Source organism: Actinoplanes sp. NPDC004185 (assembly GCF_053603475.1).
Map to the genome: position 1 here is coordinate 25,691 of NZ_JBSGFR010000064.1, position 18,135 is coordinate 43,825.

Sequence of the window (18,135 nt, forward strand, 5' to 3'; positions counted from 1 at the left end):
GCCGCGCGGGGCGGGACCACGGTGGTCATTCGTTCGGCGGACCGTGGATCAGGCGGGTTCGAGGGCCAGGGCGACGGTCAGTTGCAGCAGCCATTGCGGGTCGCGCAGGCGGTCGCCGTACAGCTCGCGCAGCCTGGTCATCCGGTAGCGGACCGTCTGCGGGTGCACGAACAGGGCCGCGGCGACCTCGTCGCGGCGGCCCTGGTGCTGCAACCAGGCGCGCAGTGTCTCGGTCAGCTTGGCCACCACCGGCTCCTTCTCGTCCGCGAGCGGGGCCAGCACCTTGGCCCGCAGGTCGGCCAGGGCCTGCGGGTCCGCGGTGACGATGAGCGCGACGAGGTGGTCCTCGGTGTCGACCACCGCTCCCCCGGCGCTGGGCGCGAACCGGGAGGTCCGCACGGCCCGGGCCAGCGAGTCGCGGGCCTGCAGCCAGGGCCGGACCGGTCCGACGGTCGCGCCCCGGCCGGCCAGCAGCCGCATCAGGTGGATGCGCGACGGGCCCTGGGCGTCCGGGACCAGCAGCACCGAGGTCTCGTCCGGGCCGGCCTCGGCGACCTGCAGGGTGCGGGCGTCGAGCAGGTCGAGCACCGAGCGGGCGAACGGCTCGGGCACCAGTACCGCGGTCAGGGTCTGCGGCGGCACCCACTCCGCCCGCTCGGCCGCCGCGGTCACCACGTGCGCGGGCTCACCGGCCAGCAGGGCCTGGGCCAGGCGTTCCAGCAGGTGCCGGCGGACCCGGCCGGAGCTGGCCAGCTCGTCCGCGTGCCCGGCGACGCTGGCCGCGGAGAGCTCGTCGATGTACGCGAACACCTGCTCGGCGAAGTGCGCGATGGTCGCCGAGTCCTGCCCGGCCCCGACGCTGATCGCCGCCAGCTCCCGCCAGGCCACCCGGGCCCCCAGCCGGTACGCCGCCAGCAGCGAGTCCAGGCTGCGCCCGTTGCGCGCCTCGCCGCGGCCCAGCGCGTACGCTGCCTCGAGCGCCGGGGTCAGCGGCGAGCCCCGTCCCTTGCCGGCCGAGCGGGACACCAGGTTCAGGAAGGTCGCCAGCGCGGCCCGGACGGCCTTCTCGATCTGCGGGCCGAGCTCCCCGGCGAAGGCCTTCGCGTACGCCGGCACGCCCTCGGTGATGGCCTCCACGGTCTGGGTGGCGACCGCCGGGAGCGCGTGCCGCAGCGGGGCGGCCGCCTCGGCGGATAGGCGGAAGTCCTTCACATCGCTCACCGCGACCCCCTTTTGTTCGTAGGGAACAATAACCTGCCGCTAAATTCCCTTGACCGGGTCAGGCATTCGTGCCGAGATCACCGCAGGCTTGAGACATGGCGGTGACTCATACCCTGCGATCGCGTGCTTGGCGGGTCGTGGAGCTCCTCACGACACCGGTGGTGCCGGCCGATTACCTCGACGTGATCGCGCCGCTGCGCAACGCGAGCGTGCTGCGCGCCCGGATCGAGGCGGTACGGCCCGAGACCCGCGACGCGGTGACCCTGGTGCTGCGGCCCGGTCGCGGCTTCCGCCGGCACGAGCCCGGCCAGTACGTCCGCATCGGCGTCGACGTGGACGGCGTACGGCTGTGGCGCGCGTACTCGGTGACCAGCGCTCCCGGCCGGCTCTCGGTGACCGTCAACGCCGTCAAGGACGGCGCGGTCAGCAACCACCTGATCCGCCACGCCAAGCGCGGCATGCTGGTGCACCTCGACCAGCCGGCCGGCGACTTCACGCTGCCCGCCACGCGCCCGGCCAAGGCGCTGTTCGTGACCGCCGGCAGCGGCATCACCCCGGTGATGGGCATCCTGCGCAGCGCCCTGCACGAGCTGCCGGACGTCGTGGTCGTGCACTCGGCGCGGGAACGCGAGGCCGTCGTCTTCGGCGACGAGCTGCGCGCGCTGGCCGCCGCGGGCCGGATCCGCTTCGTCGAGCGGCACACCGCCACCGCCGGCCGGATCGCCCCGCCCGAGCTGGCCACCCTGGTCCCCGACCTGGCCGAGCGGCACACCTGGGCCTGCGGGCCCAACGAGATGCTGGACGACCTGGGCGCGCACTTCGCCGAGGCCGGCATCACCCAGAACCTGCACGTCGAACGGTTCCGCCCGACCGTCATCGCCACCGGCGACGGCGGCAAGGTCACCTTCGGCCGCTCCGGCACGGTCGTCGACGCCGACGGCAGCACCCCGCTGCTGGAGGCCGGCGAGGCCGCGGGCGTGCTGATGCCGTCCGGCTGCCGGATGGGCATCTGCTTCAGCTGCGTGCTGCCGATGACCGAGGGTGCCGTGCGCGACTTGCGCGACGGCTCGGTCACCACCGCCGTCGAAGGCGACAACGTCCTGGTGCAGACCTGCGTGTCGGCCGCCGCCGGCAACTGCCACCTGGACCACTGAGACTCCGCTCCCGCTCCCCTGCTCCTGCTCCACGAAGAAACCGAGGACTGCCGTGACCACTCTGCAGCGCAAGCCCGAGAACCCCATCGCGCACCTGACCCCCGAGGACATCGAGGCCATCGGCCGCGAGCTGGACGCCCTGCGCGACAAGATCGTGGCGAGCCGCGGCGAGCGTGACGCCCGGTACATCCGCAAGGTGATCACCACCCAGCGCCGGCTCGAGCTGGCCAGCCGCGCGGTCCTGCTCGTGTCGATCTTCCCGCCGGCCTGGCTGCTCGGCACGGCCGGCCTGTCGGTGGCCAAGATCCTCGAGAACATGGAGATCGGGCACAACGTCATGCACGGCCAGTGGGACTGGATGCGCGACCCGAAGATCCACTCGACCACCTGGGAGTGGGACAACGCCTCGCCGTCGGAGCAGTGGAAGCACTCGCACAACGAGCTGCACCACACGTACACCAACGTGATCGGCAAGGACAACGACCTCGGCTACGGCATCATGCGCGTCGACGAGCAGCAGCGCTGGCACCCGATCCATCTCGGTCAGCCGCTCTGGAACTTCGTCAACGCCTGCTTCTTCGAGTACGGCATCGCCGCGTACGACCTGGAGCTGGGCAAGAACCTCAAGACCAAGAAGCGCCGCCAGTCGCCGCAGTTCAAGGAGCGGCTCAAGCAGGTCCGCCGTAAGATCGGCAAGCAGATCCTGAAGGACTACGGCGTGCACCCGGCGCTGTCCGCACTGACCGGCTCCTGGCTGACCACGATCGCCGCCAACGCCACCGCCAACCTGGTCCGCAACCTGTGGACCCACTCGGTGATCATGTGCGGTCACTTCCCGGAGGGCGTGGAGACCTTCGAGCGCACCTCGATCGAGGGCGAGACCCGCGGCGAGTGGTACCTGCGCCAGATGCTCGGCTCGGCCAACATCGACGGCAACCGGGCGATGCACATCATGACCGGCAACCTGTCGTACCAGATCGAGCACCACCTGTTCCCGGACCTGCCCAGCAACCGGTACCAGGAGATCGCGCCGCAGATCCGCGACCTGTTCCAGCGCTACGGGCTCTCGTACGTCAGTGGCTCGCTGCCCCGCCAGGTCGGCTCCGCCTGGTACAAGGTCTTCCGGCTCGCGCTGCCGAACCGCGGTGCGGCCAAGGCCCTCGCCGACGGCCCGCGCCCGGCCAGCGGCCGCAAGGCCAAGGCGACCCGCTGGCAGCGCCCGGTCACCGAGGCCCCGGCCGAGCCCGTAGCTGTGAACTCCTGACCGGTACGGCCTAGGCTGGTCCGGTGAGCAACGTGGTGACCAACTGGGCCGGCAACATCACCTTCGGCGCCCGCCGGCTGCACCGGCCGGCGGCGCTGCCGGAGCTACGGGAGATCCTCCGGGCCGGCGGCCCGCTGCGGGTCCTGGGCAGCGGGCACTCCTTCAACCGGATGGCCGACACGACCGGCGACCTGATCAGCCTGATCAGCATGCCCCGGGTCGTGGAGATCGCCGAGGACCGCACGACGGTACGGGTGGACGGCGGCGCCCGCTACGGCGACCTGGTGGCGTACCTGGACGCCGCGGGCCTTGCGCTGCACAACACGGCATCGCTGCCCCACATCTCGGTCGCCGGTGCGGTCACCACCGCCACCCACGGCTCCGGCGTGCGCAACCGCAACCTGGCCGCCTCGGTCGCGGCTATCGAGCTGATCCGCGGCGACGGTGAGCTGGTCACGCTGCGCCGCGGCGACGACGACTTCGCCGGCGCCGTGGTCGGCCTGGGCGCCCTCGGGGTGGTCACCGCGCTGACCCTGGACGTGGTGCCCGCGTTCGAGATCCGCCAGTACGTCTACGACGACCTGCCCCGCGCCTCGCTGGAGCAGCAGCTGCCGGAGATCCTGGCGGCCGGCTACAGCGTCAGCCTGTTCACCAACTGGCGGAGCGCGGACATCAACCACGCCTGGTTCAAGCGCACCGACGAGCTGCCCGACGGCCCGATGTTCGGCGCCCGGCCGGCTGACGGCAAGCGCCACCCGGTGCCCGGCGTGCCGGCGGACAACAGCACCGAGCAGTTCGGCGTGCCCGGCCCGTGGCACGCCCGGCTGCCGCACTTCAAGATGGAGTTCAACCCGAGCACCGGCGCGGAGCTGCAGTCGGAGTGGATGGTCCCGTTCGACCGCGCGCTGGAGGCGATCGACGCGGTGGCCCGGGTCCGCGAGAAAATCGTGCCGGTCCTGCAGGTGAACGAGATCCGCACGGTGGCGGCGGACGACCTGTGGCTGAGCATGAACCACGAACGCGACAGCCTCGGCCTGCACTTCACCTGGATCGCGGACACGGCGGCGGTCCTGCCCGCGGTGGCGGCGTTGGAGGAGCAGCTCGCGCCGCTGGAGGCCCGCCCCCACTGGGGCAAGGTCTTCACCCAGGACGCGGCCACGGTGCGCAGCCGCTATCCCCGCTTCGCGGACTTCCAGGCCCTGGTCGCCAAGTACGACCCCCAGGGCACCTTCCGCAACCCCTGGCTCGACGACATCCTGGGCCGCTGACACCCCGTCCCTCGAGGTACTTCGCCACGGCGCCGAGCGGGCCCGGGCTGCCGTGCTCGCCGGGTGCCCTCGTTTCTGGCGCGCCGCCCGCGGCGGTAGCGTGTCGCCCGGCACGAACTTGTTGCGAGGTGCCCCGCCCCCGGGCGGGGAGAATCGGGAAGCCGGTGGAAATCCGGCACGGGCCCGCCGCGGTGACCGGGGAGCTGCCGCCCACGCGCATCCTGTGCGCAGCCACTGGCCGGCCGGCTGGGAAGGCGGGCGGTGAGGCGCTGATCCGGGAGTCCGAAGACCGGCCTCGCGTCCGGCGGCCCCGGCGTGTCCGGGGCCCGAGCGCAGCGGGAGCCTGCCCATGAGCCACGACCTGTACGAGACCATTCACCGCCGTCGCGACGTCCGCGGCCAGTTCACCGGCGCGCCCCTGCCGGGCGCCGTACTCGACCGGATCCTGACGGCGGCGCACGCCGCCCCCAGCGTCGGACTGTCGCAGCCGTGGGACTTCATCCTGGTCCGCGACCCGCAGCTGCGGCAGACGTTCCACCGGCACGTGCACACCGAACGGGAGACCTTCGCCGCCACCCTCGACCACGAGGCGGCCGGGCGGTTCGCCGGCATCAAAATCGACGGGATCCTGGAGTCGACACTGTCGGTCGTGGTGACCTACGACGCCGCCCGGGGCGGGCCGGCGGTGCTGGGCCGGCACGCCATCACGGAGGCCGGGCTCTACTCGGTGTGCCTGGCCATTCAGAACCTCTGGCTGGCCGCCACGGCCGAGGGGCTGGGGGTCGGGTGGGTGTCCTTCTACCGCGAGGAGTTCGTGCGCGACCTGCTGGGCATCCCGGAAGGGGTGCGGCCGGTCGCCTGGCTGTGTCTCGGCCCGGTGAGTCACCTGGAGGACGAGCCGGACCTGGAACGACATGGCTGGCGGCGACGCCGGCCGTTGTCCCTGGCCCTGCACGCGGACCGCTGGGGCGGCTGATCCCGGCCAGGCCCGAACCGGGATCATCGTGCGATGACCGACCACAAGCCGGCGATCGTCCTCGTCGACGATCTCCGCTCCTTCGTCGACGGCCGTCGAGCCGAGGTAGCTCGCACCAGTGCGGCGGGAGTCGAGCTGCTCGACCGACCCCGGAGCCACCGGCTCGACGAACTCTGGCTGGATCACGATCTGGGCGACGACGACACCATCTGGCCGGTCGTGGAAATCCTCGAGCGGGCTGCGTTCGAGGGCCGGCCTCTCGATGTCGGTGTCGTCATCATCCACTCGGCCAATCCCGCGGGAGCCGCGAAGATGGCGCAGGTTCTCCGACGGTGGGACTATCCGGTCCGCATCGCTTCGGGTGACCCCGCCGTGGGTTACGTCGACGGATCGGGCGCCGGTGGATGACCTGACTCAGCGACCGACCAGAACGCCGCTCCGCGGCAGATCCGGATGCGAGGCCTCGCTGTTGCTGCGAGCGCGGAGTCACAGGGCCTCCTCCAGGTAGGCCGTCACATCGTCCTCGCGGGAGTTCCGAGAAGGTCCCACCGGTTACCGGCGATGTCAAGGAAGACCGCCACCCGGCCGTACGGTTCGGCGCGAGGCTCACGAACGAACGTCACCCCGGCTGCCGTCATCTTTCGGTACGCCGCGTCGAAGTCGTCGACACGAAGGAAGAAGCCGACCCGGCCGGCTGCCTGTTCGCCGACGGCTGCAGCTTGGCGTTCTCCATCTGCGCGAGCAAGGAGAAGACCCGTCTGCGCTCCCGGAGGGCGGACAACCACCCACCGCTTGGGCCGGCCGTCGTTGGTGAGGGACGGCGAGTCCTCGACGAGGTCGAAGCCGAGTACGCCGGTGAAGAACGCGATGGCAGGGTCGTACTCGTCAACGATCACAGCAACCAGGTCAACCTGCACCGGGGCAGCGTATGCGTTGCCGTGCCGTATTCGGCGTCGGCGCGCGTTGACGGCGGCATGACAATGCGTAGCCGCGCGTGTCTGTTCATTGTTGGATTCCGGCCCGTCGCCCTGGCCGACTCCGGCTACGAAAGCCCAGGCCACGGCATCAAGAGCCCGATCAAGCAACCCCACGACGGCCAGGTCAGTGGCGGAGTGCCAGTGTCACACGACCGGCTTCCTCCACAACCCGTTCGATCCGGCTGGTGAACTTGCCTGGTGCGAAGGCGGACCAGCCCCGGAGCACCTCGGCCATCCGGCACATCACCAGCGCCGCGGTGTCCCGGGTGGTCATGGAGATCCTCTCTCGTTGGGCGGTTCGGGGCACCCCTGCCGCTGCAGGGGTGCCCCGACATTCTCACTCTGGTTCGAAGAACCCTCGGTACGAGTTCGGGTCCAGGGCCCGTCCGGATAGGCCGGGCGACGCGGACCGGGGATCCTTTCCCGGCAGATTCGCCTGCGATTGGGGCAACCCGCACGACATCATCGCGGAATTCTCGGAAATAGGGCTTCGGCCCGATGGCATCCTTCCAGGCCGCCCAGCGGGCAAGCCATCTCAGATGTCACCTGTCACCCGGAAAGCCTCACTGCCCGCCTATGAGACCTCCACGCACATGCAGAGCGGTGCGGGCATCCATTGGCATGATGCCCGCACCGCGTGACCTCATCAGTCGATCACTCGATGCGCATGTGCGGTGCGCACCATCCGGACAGGAAGTCCAACACCTCCAGCACAGTGTCGTCCTCCCGCTCGCGGCCGGCTCGACGCAGATCGAGGGCGTGGGCTTGCAGCATTTCGATCATCTCCGCCGGGGACGAGCCGAGTTCGCGAAACTTCTGCACCGTCGCCCGCGAGGCATCAAGCGGGTCGTCTGCCGCCAACGCGACGTCGATCTCGCGGAGGAATTCCATCCTGTCCATCAGCCGCCCTCCCCAGGCTTGATCACTCGCCACAGACCTCGGGTGCCGCCGATCAGACTCTGGTACTGCTCGAACGGCATCGGTCGGCTCGGCTCGATGAAACCGTGTCCGCTTGGATTGGCCGGGTCGGATCGATAGGACAAGCCGTCCGGTAGACCCCCGGAGTCCATCTGCCATGCCGGGTCCTTACCATTGCCACCCCACTCCGACGGCCGACGGTGACTCGGCAGATTGCGTGGCGAACCGGGGCTGACCGACATTCCACCGGTCTTGGGATGAACCATACCCTGAGCGTCCGCCTTGATGTCGGTTCCCTTCCGGGCACCGAGGGTACGGGCTGTATCACCGACTTTCGGTGCCCCATCCGCATCCTTGGTCATTCCTCGGTATATCGGCTGCGAACCGCCCCCTCCCCCGCCCCCGCGCCCGCCGGAGCCGGCCTTGGGTGTACCGCCGCTCCCGCCGGAACCTCTGGCGTTGCCAGCCGGGCCACCCCCACCGGACGATGCCTTGACCGGGGACGGCGATGCCTTACCGGCGCCCTGAGCCGCGTTCGAGGCTTTGGCGCCGGTGCGGGCCGCGTCTGCTCCCTTGGCCGCACCCTGGGCCGCGTCCACGCCCTTGGCCGCGTACTTCGCACCCTTGGCAGCCGAGGCTCCGTAGCCGGCGAACGGAATGGCCGACGCCGCGGAGAGGGCAGCGTTGGCGTAGTCGCCCTCACCGGCGTACCAGGCGGCGTTGGCCAGGTCGGCGACCTCGCCGACGCCGGGAACCAGGCCGGCCACGTCCAGGGCCGCGTGGCCGATGTCGCTGAGCGAGATGTGGCCGTCGAGCTCCACCTGGGAGATCGGGTTACCGCCGCCGAAGGCGTACCGGTTGTTGGTGAACGGATCCGTGGACAGGTTCATGTCGTCCAGGGCGCCGTTGTAGTTGTCCTGGGTCAGGAACCGGTTGCGGCCCGCGTCGTAGTCGCGGAAACCCATGTCGTAGTCGCCGGAGGACTGGTCGAAACGCTTGCCGTTGAAGCGGTACGCGTTGTACGGCTCCTTGTTCGGGTCCTCCGGGTTCGACGCGTCCGGCTTGTCGGCCCCGGTCATCTGGGACTCATCCTGGCTGCCGTACGCGGTGTAGCCGTACGTGGACCGGGAATCGCCCTGCTCGTCGGTGATCTGCTCGACGTCGGTGTGCGGGTTGTAGCCCTGGTACGACGTCTCGAAGCTGCCGTCGTCCTTGAACTTCGCCTGCGACAACAGTTGCCCGTCGGGGCCGTACTGGTAGGTCTTGCGGAGCTTGCCGCCCTCCTCCTCCGACAGCATCTGCTCGGACAAGCCGACGTACGAGTACTCGGTGGTCTTGTCGTTCTGCTTACGGGTGCGCTGCCGGTCCAGCGGGTCGTAGGTGTAGGTGGTGGTGCCGCCCGGCGTCTTCTTGTACTCCACCGTGCGGTCGAAACCGTCGTACGTGTACTTCTCGGTTTCCTTGTCGGCGGTGGTGGTGCTCTCCTGGCGGCCCCAGTCGTCGTACTTGTAGGTCGACTTGATGCCGGCGGTCTCCGACGTCTTCAGCCGGTTGCGGTCGTAATCGAACGTGGTCTTGAGGCTCTTGACCGTCTGCTCGATGACGTTGCTGTTGGCGTCGTGGACGTACTCCTCGGTGCCCGCGCCGCTGCCGGCCTTCGTCTGCTTGCGGATGCGGTCGCGGGGGTCGTACTCGTAGGTCGTGGTGGTGTCGATCGACCCCGACTTGTTGTCCGCGTTCTGTTTCTTGGCCGCGTCCTTCGAGCGGTGGCTGTTCGCGTCGTACTCGATGGTGTGCTCGTTGACGACCGTTCCGCTCGACTTCTTCTCGACCTGGTGCTTGAGCAGCTGGTTCAGGAAGTAGTCGTAGGTGACGGTGTTGCCGTTGCCCTTCTTCTCCGTCTTGATCTTCTGCGCCGGCGTGTAGGTGAAGGTGGTGGTCTTGGCGTCCGAGTCGGTCGACGTCTTACCGTTCTTCACCTCCGAGATCAGGTCCCGGGCGTCGTAGGTGTACTTCGACCAGATCTTGTCGTGGGTGCGCTCGAGCAGGTTGTCGTTGACGTCGAAGTCGTACTTGGTGGTGTTCTTCACCGAGCCGTTGAGCTTCTCCTCGACCTTGCGCATGCGGTTGACGACGTCATAGGTCATCACGTACGCGTCGATCTTGGCGTCGCTGCTCTTGTCGAGCATCTCGGTCAGGTTCGAGTTGGCGTCGTACGAGAAGGAGAAGTTCTTGCGCGCGGTGCCCGAACCGTCGCCGTCGTCGGACTGGGTCTTCTGCTTGCCGTCCAGGAAGAAGGTCCAGTTCATCTGGCGGGTCTTGCCGTTGGCCCCGGTGACCTCGCGCGAGGTCTGGTTGCCGACCGCGTCGTAGTCGTACTCGGTCTTGATGTTCCACGGGTCGGTGCTGGTGCGGTTCCAGCCGTTGTCCCAGTACGTGTACGTGGTGTCGGCCCGCTTGCTCTCACCCTCCGACGGCGGTGCGCTCACCGTCCTGGTGTTGCCGACCGCGTCGTACTCGTAGATCGTCTTGTCGGCCGTCTTGTACCGCGAGTCGTCGGCGTCGTACGGCTCCTGCTGCTCCTTGGTCCGGTTCAGCGCGTCGTAGACGGTGACGGTGGCGAAGTCGTTCGGGTCGTCGGTGGTGGCGACGCCCCGCGGCGAGATGACCCGGGTCTGGTTGCCGACCTCGTCGTACTCGAAGCGCGTCGTACGGTAAGTGATCTTGCCGTCTTTGCTCTCGTACGGAACCTGCTGCTCCTTGACCGCGGAGCGTTCGTCGTACGCGATCAGGGTCTTGTTGTTGTCCTGATCGATCGTCGCCGTCGTGTTGCCGTCCTTGTCGTACTCCGTCTTCGTGGTGTGACCGGCGGCATCGGTCACCACGGTCTGACGGCCGTTCAGGTCGTAGTCGTACTTCTCGTTGAAGTCGTCAGGGTCGGCGGTGGCGGACTTGCGCTGGTCGGAGATCGTCTTCAGTTTGCCCACGTTGTCGTAGGTGGAGGTCACCCGCCCACGGTTCGCGTCAGTGGCCTCGATGACCTGATTGAGCTCGTCGTACCGGTAGGTGGTGACGTAGTCGTCCGGGTCGGCGGTCAGCGTTCCCTTCGGCTCGGTCTCACTGAGCAGGTTGCCGACGTTGTCGTAGTCGTAGGTGGTGATCCGCTCCGGCTTGCCGTCGCCGTCGCTCGGCTCTTTCTTGAAGGCTGGGCGGTCGGTCGGGTCGTGGCCGGCCTCGACCACGGCGCCGTTGGCCTGCTCCTCGCGGATGACGTTGTCGTTGCCGTCGTAGGTCGAGCCGGGCGTGACGATGTAGACGTCGTTCGCCGCGTCCTTCGGCTCCCGCGAGTTGAGCGGCCGGCCGAACACGTCGTAGGTGTAGGTGCTGGTCTTCTTGTTCGCGTCGGTGATCGAGACGACGTTGCCGATGGAGTCGTACTCGTAGGTCTCGACCTGGTTGAGGGCGTCCTCGATGATGCGTGGGTAGCCGACCGGGTCGTAATCGCGGTACTGGGTGGTGTGGTCGTTCGCGTCGGTCGACTTCGTCTGCTGGCCCCACGTGTCGTACTCGTAGAACGAGGTGTAGTCGCCCTCGGTCGCGGTGGCCGTGCCCTTGGGGTCGGTGACCGACTTGAGGTTGCCGTACTGGTCATACGTGAAGGTGTGCTTGCGGCCCTCCGGCGACGTCTTGGAGATCATGTCGGCGGTGTGGCCCTTGAGGCCGAACTTGTACTCGATCTTCTGCGCCGGCCAGCCGTTCTTGTTCGCCTCCGGGTCCTTGATCTCTGTCGGCAGGCCGGTGTTCTCGTCGTACACCCAGGTGGTGACCGCCTTGTTGTCTTCCTCGAGGCGCCGGACGTTGTTGTCGGCGTCCCAGGTCAGGCGGGTCTTCTGGTCCTTGGCGTTGGTCAGCAGCTCGGGCCGGCCGTACCCGTCGAGCAGGTACGTCGAAGCGTGGCCGTTGGCGTCGGTCACGACGTTCTCGATGGACGAACCGGTGCTGCCGTCCGGGTCGGTGTAGGTGAAGTCGGTGTCCTTGTCGTTGCGGTCGGTGACCTTGGCCGTCCGCCACTTCAGCAGGTTGCCGGCGGACGCCGGGAAGTAGCCGAGCTTCGTACCGTTGCCACGCGGGTCGTCGACCCGTACCAGCTTCGGGTTGTTCTGCCCGGCGGCGTCGTCGTAGTAGAAGCCGAACGGCTTCTCGTCCGCCGTGCCCTGCCCGTCCAGGACCTCGCGCAGCATGCCCTTGTCGTTGTAGGTCAGGGTGATGCGGCGCCCGGAGACGTCGGTGATCGCCCGCAGCTGGTTGACGATCTGGCCGTTGGCCAGGTTCGTGCCGGACTGCTTGGTGTCGCTGTTGCCGGTGAAGAACGGGAAGTTGTCGCCGCTGTTGAAGTACTCGAAGGTCAGCGTGCGGCGGCCGGTGGCGTCGGTGATGTACTTCAGCACGCCGGTGTTGCGGTTGCCGACCTTGACCCGCTCGTAGGTGAAGCGCAGGTCGTTGCCGTTCTTGTCGACCACCGCGGTCTGGTAGCCGTCCACGTCGAAGTAGAACTGGCTGCGGTCCGGGCGGGTCATCACCCAGGTACGGGTCGGGTCGTCGCCGTTGCGCTGCAGGTACAGGTGCACACCAGCGGGGTTGTCGTAGTCCCAGTCGGCCTCGTTGCTGCTGTTGTGCTTGTTCAGGTCGAACCAGTGGCTGGTGCCGTCACCGTCGGTCAGCGTGATCTTCACCGGCCACCGGTCGTTGCCGCCGGAGAACTGCAACGGCGAGCCGAGCCGGGTCACCGTCGAGGTGGACAGCGACCAGCCGTAGCCGATGTAGGAGTTGGAACTGTCCTGACTGTTGTAGGACAACCGGAGGAACGTGGACAGGCCCCGGCTCGGGTTGGAGAACGCGTTGTAGCTGAACACCGAGTTGCCGGAGAACTGGTTGACCATCACGGTCGAGCCGGCGCCGGCGTTCTGCCCGGTGTACTGGTAGAACTTCTCCAGGCCGAGCTGGTCGGAGGTCGGGTCCTCGACGGTGATCGGCTGGGCCAGCGGCGGGATCTCCCAGACCTGCGACAGCCACTGGTTGGTGGTCTTGTTCTTCAGGTCCCACTTCAGGACGAACTTCTGCCGCTTGTTGCCCTGATCCGAGCGTACCGGCGTCATGATCTTCGCCTGCACGGTCGTGACCGCACCGGAGGCCAGATCGACCGGCAACGCCGTTTCGCGCTGGTTGTCGCCGTTGGTCACGTCGGTACCGTCAGCCAATTCCCACCGGTACGACAGCACCCAGTCCGCCTTCGACCACGCCGAACCGGTCGAGTTGGTGATCGTGACCGGAGAGGTGTACTCGTCGCCGGGAATCATCCGCGACGGCACGGTCGGCGCGTAGTAGGTGTTCTCCGTGGCCGGGGCGGTGTAGATCACCTCGAGACGCGGCCGCTGCCGGATGTCGGGCACCTCACCCGCGGTGAACAGCACCCGCTGGGTCTTGCGGCTCGCCGACGTCTCGTCGGCCACCTTGAACAACACGCCCTTGTTGGTGCTCGGGGTGTTGACCCAGCCCTGCACCAAGCTGGTGGCGGTCCAGTTCTGCCAGCGCGGGTCGGTGCCGATGTTGGTCACCGAGCCGGCCACCGTGGAGGTGTAGTCACCACCGGCGGTCGTCCACGCCGTCGACGAGTTCGCCTTGTTCCAGGTGCCGGTGGCCTCGTCGAAGTCGCGGGTCAGGCCGTGCATGGTGAAGGTGGCGCCGCCGTCGCCCTCGGAGTACGCGCCCCAGAGGCCGACCTTCGCGCTGAGCACCTTGGTCCCGGTCGGCAGCCCGGCCATGCTGGGCCACTTGATCACCGCCCGGCTGGTGCCGTACTTCGAGCCGTCGATGCCGACCTGGACCAGCCCGCCACCGTCCAGCACGTCGTGCCCGGCCGTCGGGTCCTTGCTGGTCAATGTGGTGTCGGTGGAGTTGCCCTGCAGGACGCGCACGATGTGCCCGGCCTTGGGCAGTTGTACCTGCTCGGTCGGTGACGGGATGAGCTGCCCGTCGCGGGTCTTCACGACGATCATGTAGTAGAACGGCGCACCGAACTCGGTGGCGTTGTTGGCCGGGGTCGGTGTGCCGCTGGTGTCGCTGTAAGCGGTGCGGTCCTTGAGGATCGGCGCGACCAGGGTCCGCTCCGACGGGATGAAGCTCTGGGCGGTGCTGCGGTGCACCTGGTACTCGAGGATGTCGTCGCCGGTGGTGCTGTTCGGCGACGGGTCGGCGTAGGCGCTCCAGGCCAGCTCCGCGCCGGTGGACCGGATGGTCGTCGGCATCTGCAGCGTGACGCCGGGCTTGCCCCAGGTCAGCAACATGGTCGGGAAGGTGTCGACCTCACCGCCGAACGCGTTCTCCGCGCCCTCGTAGCGCGGGCCGCTGCGGGCCAGCGACTCGTCGTCGGTCTTGACGATGAAGCCGTTGTTGGCCTGCTTGCCGTCCAGCCAGTCCTGCACGATCGACCGCACGCTGAACGTGTGCCACGCGTGGTTCTGCAGCTTGCCCTTGGTGTCGGCGGCGTTCTTGACCAGGCGCACGCCGTCGGCGACCACGGTCTTGTTGGCCACGTCGCCGAGCACGACCTTGTGGGTGGTGCCGGCGTCGAAGGCGTAGCTGCCCAGCGACACCCAGGTGCCGTTGCCGGAACCGGTGGTCTGGTTGACCGTCTTGACCGTGCTGCCACCCTTGTGGAAGACGGTGTACGGCGCGTTGGTCGCCCGGTCCGAGCCGGGCACGTAGTGCACCTTGACCTCGTAGGTGCCGGCCTCGGTGACCCGGGGCACCCAGGTGAAGTTGTCACCGGTGGTGGCGCCGCTGTTGGAGACGAAGGTGCCACCGAGCGCGGTGGTGGCGGTGCCCAGGCCCCACGCGCCGGCGGCGGCGGTCTTGCCCGGGTCGACGTTGTCGATCTGCTCGGTGTTGGTGCCGATCTCACCGACCGAGCTCTTGACGCTGTTCCAGGTGACCGAGTTCTCCGCCCACGCCGTGGTGGCCCGGTGCGCGTTGATCGGCACGGCGGTGTCGTCGAGCTCGTTCACCATGGTCTGGTCGAAGTAGAGCTTGAGCTGCGCCGAGTCGAGCTTGGTGCCGGCCGGGACCTCGGTGAGCGGGAACTTGACCAGGCTGCGGAAGGTCGCGTTGGTGGTGTCGTTGATCTTGTTGGTGCCGACCGACAGCCGCCAGCTCGAGTCGTAGTTGGTGGTCGGCTCGTAGGAGTTGACCATCCCGTCCTGGGCCTGGCCGACCTGCGGCTGCACCTTGATCGTGGGGTCGATGACGACCGGGTACTTACGGGCCGGGTCGCGCAGCCACGCCTGGTCGGCGGTCATCGTCAGCCGCACCTGGCTGCCGGTGCCGGTGAGCACCTGGGTGACCTTGTTGCTCCACCCGGTGCCGGTGGCCGTGCCGGCGTTGCCGGCGCTGTCGTACATGAACGGCTTGGGCAGGTAGAACAGCGCCGGGCCGTCGGACTTCGCCGAGCGGAACTCGATCGATCCGTCGGGCTGCGCGGCGGCCCGGACGCCGTCGAGCGCGAGCGTGAAGGTGTACGACGCGGCGCCGGCCGGCGCCTTGTCGAGGACGATCTTCTCTTTCATCATCGACGAGGTCACGTCGTACGCGACGTCGGCGCTGCCGAACACGTCCGGGTAGGTGATGGCGGCGCCGCGGACCTTCGGGGTCACGTCGCGCGCGGGCCCGTCGACGCCGACGGCGACCGAGCCGCCACCCAGCTCGTAGCGGGCCAGGCGGTCGGTGCGGGTGCCGAACAAGCTGCCGAACGCGTTCTTCTCGGACGCGTACGCGTACCCCTGCTTGGTCGTGCTCCGGATCGTGGTGTCGATGTCCTGCCACTTGCCGGCGGAGTCGCGGTAGTGCAGCGGCGTGCCGCTGACCTCGGCCTGGGTCCGGCCGTCGGCGAGGGTGAAGAATTTGGTGTTGGCGGTACGGGCGGAGACCTTCTCGCCGACCCGCTTGGCGGCCGGGATCGTCCTGCCCGCGGCCAGTTTCTCCGGATGCGGCAGCTTGCTGCCCGGCGCCGGCGCGGTCTCGGCGATCGGCCGGCCCTTGACCGGTGGCACCCCGGCGGGCGGGGACTCGGCCTCGCGCGTCTGCGCGGCGCCGTCCGGCCGCAACTGCGTGACGACCACCGTGCCGGATGCGGCAAGGAGCAGGCCGAGCAGGCCCGCGCCGATGGCGGTGCGACGACGACGCGGGCCGTCGCGGGGTGGAGTGGTGTGCATGCTCGTCCGGTCTCCTCGTAGACGTGCGGCGCAAAAGAGACAGCCAGAACCGCCACACGCCCATTGCGGAAATGGGCATGCGGAATCGTCATAAGTGCGTAACAGAAGTTGCTGGCCGTCTCGGTAACTGAAGAAAGTGCGACGCGTGCGAAGCGCGCCGGACCGAGCGGACCCGGCCCCCCGTGGAGTGAATCTTGCTGATAGCTGGTGGTGACGCTAGCGCAGCTCGCCGCTGGCGACAATGACCGTCCTCAATGGTGACATCGCCCTCCCGTAGTCGATATGTCCGTTCCCCCGAGGGCCGGTGATCAAGACTGGACGGGACCGCGCGATCTCGAATGGCATGCATAACCTGCCACCGCCATTGTTGTGTCACGGGGAGGAAATCAATGAGGGCGACCAGAAACCGCATTCTCGCCGCCGCGGCCGCCGCCGCACTGTCCACAGTGTTCGGTATCGCCGCCGCCGGGCCGGCCGCCGCCGAGGACAACACCGTCCCGCTCGCCCTGCCGGCCTACGGCGACCTGGCCGTCGACCAGGACCACGACCAGCTCTACATCACCGGCGGCCCCAGCGCGAACGGCGTCGTCGTCACCGACATGGACGGGCACTACAAGAAGACGATCACCGGCCAGTACGGCGCGACCGGCCTGGCGCTCAACCACGACAACCACAAGCTCTACGTGGCGCTCGCCGCCGGTGACGCGATCTCGGTCATCGACACGCACACGCTCAAGGAGATCGACCGGTACAGCACCGGCGCCCGTACCTGCCCGACCCACCTGGTGCGGGCCGGCGAGCGGCTCTGGTTCGGGCACGGCTGCGACGGCACATGGAGCGGCGGCGTCGGCCGGGTGACGTTCCCGGAGCCGGAGCCGGACCCGTCGACCTCACCATCGGCGTCCCCGTCGCGGACGTCCTCGCCCGCGCCCAGCCCTTCCGGGCCGTACTCACCCTCGCCCACCCCGTCCCGGACCCCGTCGTCGTCGCCGTCACCGTCGCCCGAGCCGGAGCCGGACATCGACCTCAACACCCAGGGCAGCGTCCGCTTCCAGCGTGCGCCCCTGCTCGCCGCGCACAACGCCGCCACCGGCCCGCTGGTGGCCGCCCAGCTGAACCTGAGCCAGTCCACCGTGTACATCTACGACATCAGCGACAACGGTGCGCTCAGCACCAAGACGTCCGGGACCGCCCCGGGCAGCAACCTCAACGACATCAGCATCGACAAGTACGGCCAGACGCTGCTGACCGGCGCCGGGAGCCGCAACGCCACCCAGGCGTACGCGACCGCGGACCTGTCCGGGCGCGGGTCGTACTACACCGGCTACTACCCGACCGCCGTCGCCGCGGCGCCGGACGACTACCACGTCGCCAACGGCGTGCGCGCCACCGGCGACGACATCTACATCTACGAGACCGGCGGCGTCGTGCCCGAGGCCCGGATCGACATCAGCACCGACGTGCTCGTACCCCGGGGCCTGGTCTGGTCGCCGGACAGCACCCACCTGTACGCGATCACCGCGCCGCCGGCCGGCGGCGCACCGACCCTGCACGTGATTCACGACCCGGTCTGACCGGGACACCCGGAACGCGGCGCCCGATCGGGTGCCGCGTTCCAGGGTTCGACCGTGCGCCCGCATGACCACGTCCACGACATCGGTTGCGGCAGCGGGCAGACGACCCGGAGGCCGCGCGTGCGGCGACGTCCGGCAGTGCGCTCGGGGCCACCCTGGGGCTCCGGCCGGCCATCCGGATGTGCGCGTTGGGCATGTGAGCGCGGCGCTCTTCGTGACGTTGCTCCGGACAATGCGCGATATCCCAACGGCCGCACCAGCAGCTACAAGCACGCATCCGACTCGATGACAAACGCGAAGGCTGCACGTGAGAAAAGGGCAGTCACCTGTCATCCCTCCGAACAACCCAGGCAACGACGCATCAACTACACCGGCCATGAACAAGCTCTGAATGAGTCTCGGACCCGTGGCTACGCACTCTCATCGGCTACTTGTTTCATTGCCCTAGGACCGCGGCCCGGCCAGGCTTCGGTCTAGACGTCCGGGCTGTCGCTCTCATTTCGGCTGCCCACCTCG

The 18,135-nt window shown here is 68.6% G+C and carries 11 protein-coding genes and 1 riboswitch; of the genes, 6 read left to right on the forward strand and 5 right to left on the reverse strand.

Features of this window, described 5'->3' with window-relative positions; all coding sequences use genetic code 11:
• Positions 1-48: 48 nt before the first annotated feature.
• Positions 49-1,221: a PucR family transcriptional regulator gene (locus ACWEOZ_RS39825; protein WP_451915865.1), complete on the reverse strand. Its 1,173-nt coding sequence runs from the start codon at positions 1,219-1,221 to the stop codon at positions 49-51.
• A 95-nt stretch (positions 1,222-1,316) separates the two neighbouring features.
• On the opposite strand from ACWEOZ_RS39825, the gene ACWEOZ_RS39830 reads away from it, so the two are divergent.
• From ACWEOZ_RS39830 to ACWEOZ_RS39850, 5 genes are all read left to right on the forward strand, one after another.
• A complete protein-coding gene (locus ACWEOZ_RS39830) occupies positions 1,317-2,375 on the forward strand; it encodes a ferredoxin reductase (RefSeq protein WP_451915866.1) in 1,059 nt (352 codons plus the stop codon).
• A 52-nt stretch (positions 2,376-2,427) separates the two neighbouring features.
• A complete protein-coding gene (locus tag ACWEOZ_RS39835; RefSeq protein ID WP_451915867.1) occupies positions 2,428-3,639 on the forward strand; it encodes a fatty acid desaturase family protein in 1,212 nt (403 codons plus the stop codon).
• Between the two features lie 23 nt (positions 3,640-3,662).
• The gene (locus tag ACWEOZ_RS39840; RefSeq protein ID WP_451915868.1) at positions 3,663-4,907 is read left to right on the forward strand and encodes a D-arabinono-1,4-lactone oxidase; all 1,245 of its coding nucleotides are present in this window, start codon (positions 3,663-3,665) and stop codon (positions 4,905-4,907) included.
• A gap of 109 nt (positions 4,908-5,016) precedes the next feature.
• Positions 5,017-5,219: riboswitch (cobalamin riboswitch) on the forward strand.
• 37 nt (positions 5,220-5,256) lie between these two features.
• On the forward strand, positions 5,257-5,883 hold the full coding sequence (gene bluB, locus ACWEOZ_RS39845; protein WP_451915869.1) for a 5,6-dimethylbenzimidazole synthase: 627 nt from the start codon (positions 5,257-5,259) through the stop codon (positions 5,881-5,883).
• A 33-nt stretch (positions 5,884-5,916) separates the two neighbouring features.
• On the forward strand, positions 5,917-6,291 hold the full coding sequence (locus ACWEOZ_RS39850) for a cyclic-phosphate processing receiver domain-containing protein (protein ID WP_451915870.1): 375 nt from the start codon (positions 5,917-5,919) through the stop codon (positions 6,289-6,291).
• 104 nt (positions 6,292-6,395) lie between these two features.
• Here the strand turns inward: ACWEOZ_RS39850 and ACWEOZ_RS39855 are convergent, their stop codons facing one another.
• The 4 genes from ACWEOZ_RS39855 to ACWEOZ_RS39870 all read right to left on the reverse strand — a co-directional run bounded on the left by ACWEOZ_RS39855 (position 6,396) and on the right by ACWEOZ_RS39870 (position 16,045).
• Positions 6,396-6,800, reverse strand: a complete 405-nt coding sequence (locus ACWEOZ_RS39855; RefSeq protein WP_451915871.1) for a VOC family protein — start codon at positions 6,798-6,800, stop codon at positions 6,396-6,398.
• A gap of 184 nt (positions 6,801-6,984) precedes the next feature.
• Positions 6,985-7,134, reverse strand: a complete 150-nt coding sequence (locus tag ACWEOZ_RS39860) for a hypothetical protein (RefSeq protein WP_451915872.1) — start codon at positions 7,132-7,134, stop codon at positions 6,985-6,987.
• A 380-nt stretch (positions 7,135-7,514) separates the two neighbouring features.
• The gene (locus tag ACWEOZ_RS39865; RefSeq protein ID WP_451915873.1) at positions 7,515-7,760 is read right to left on the reverse strand and encodes a hypothetical protein; all 246 of its coding nucleotides are present in this window, start codon (positions 7,758-7,760) and stop codon (positions 7,515-7,517) included.
• The gene (locus ACWEOZ_RS39870) at positions 7,760-16,045 is read right to left on the reverse strand and encodes a DNRLRE domain-containing protein (protein ID WP_451915874.1); all 8,286 of its coding nucleotides are present in this window, start codon (positions 16,043-16,045) and stop codon (positions 7,760-7,762) included. Before ACWEOZ_RS39870 ends, ACWEOZ_RS39865 begins: the two co-directional genes overlap by 1 nt.
• 389 nt (positions 16,046-16,434) lie before the next feature.
• Here ACWEOZ_RS39870 and ACWEOZ_RS39875 point away from each other — a divergent pair, with 389 nt between their 5' ends.
• On the forward strand, positions 16,435-17,619 hold the full coding sequence (locus ACWEOZ_RS39875) for a YncE family protein (RefSeq protein WP_451915875.1): 1,185 nt from the start codon (positions 16,435-16,437) through the stop codon (positions 17,617-17,619).
• Positions 17,620-18,135 lie beyond the last annotated feature (516 nt).

Coding starts and splice junctions, on each gene's coding strand:
- ACWEOZ_RS39830 (WP_451915866.1), top strand. CDS start 1,317: ATGGCGGTGACTCATACCCTGCGATCGCGTGCTTGGCGGGTCGTGGAG.
- bluB (WP_451915869.1), top strand. CDS start 5,257: ATGAGCCACGACCTGTACGAGACCATTCACCGCCGTCGCGACGTCCGC.
- ACWEOZ_RS39850 (WP_451915870.1), top strand. CDS start 5,917: ATGACCGACCACAAGCCGGCGATCGTCCTCGTCGACGATCTCCGCTCC.
- ACWEOZ_RS39860 (WP_451915872.1), bottom strand. CDS start 7,134: ATGACCACCCGGGACACCGCGGCGCTGGTGATGTGCCGGATGGCCGAG.
- ACWEOZ_RS39865 (WP_451915873.1), bottom strand. CDS start 7,760: ATGGACAGGATGGAATTCCTCCGCGAGATCGACGTCGCGTTGGCGGCA.
- ACWEOZ_RS39870 (WP_451915874.1), bottom strand. CDS start 16,045: ATGCACACCACTCCACCCCGCGACGGCCCGCGTCGTCGTCGCACCGCC.
- ACWEOZ_RS39875 (WP_451915875.1), top strand. CDS start 16,435: ATGAGGGCGACCAGAAACCGCATTCTCGCCGCCGCGGCCGCCGCCGCA.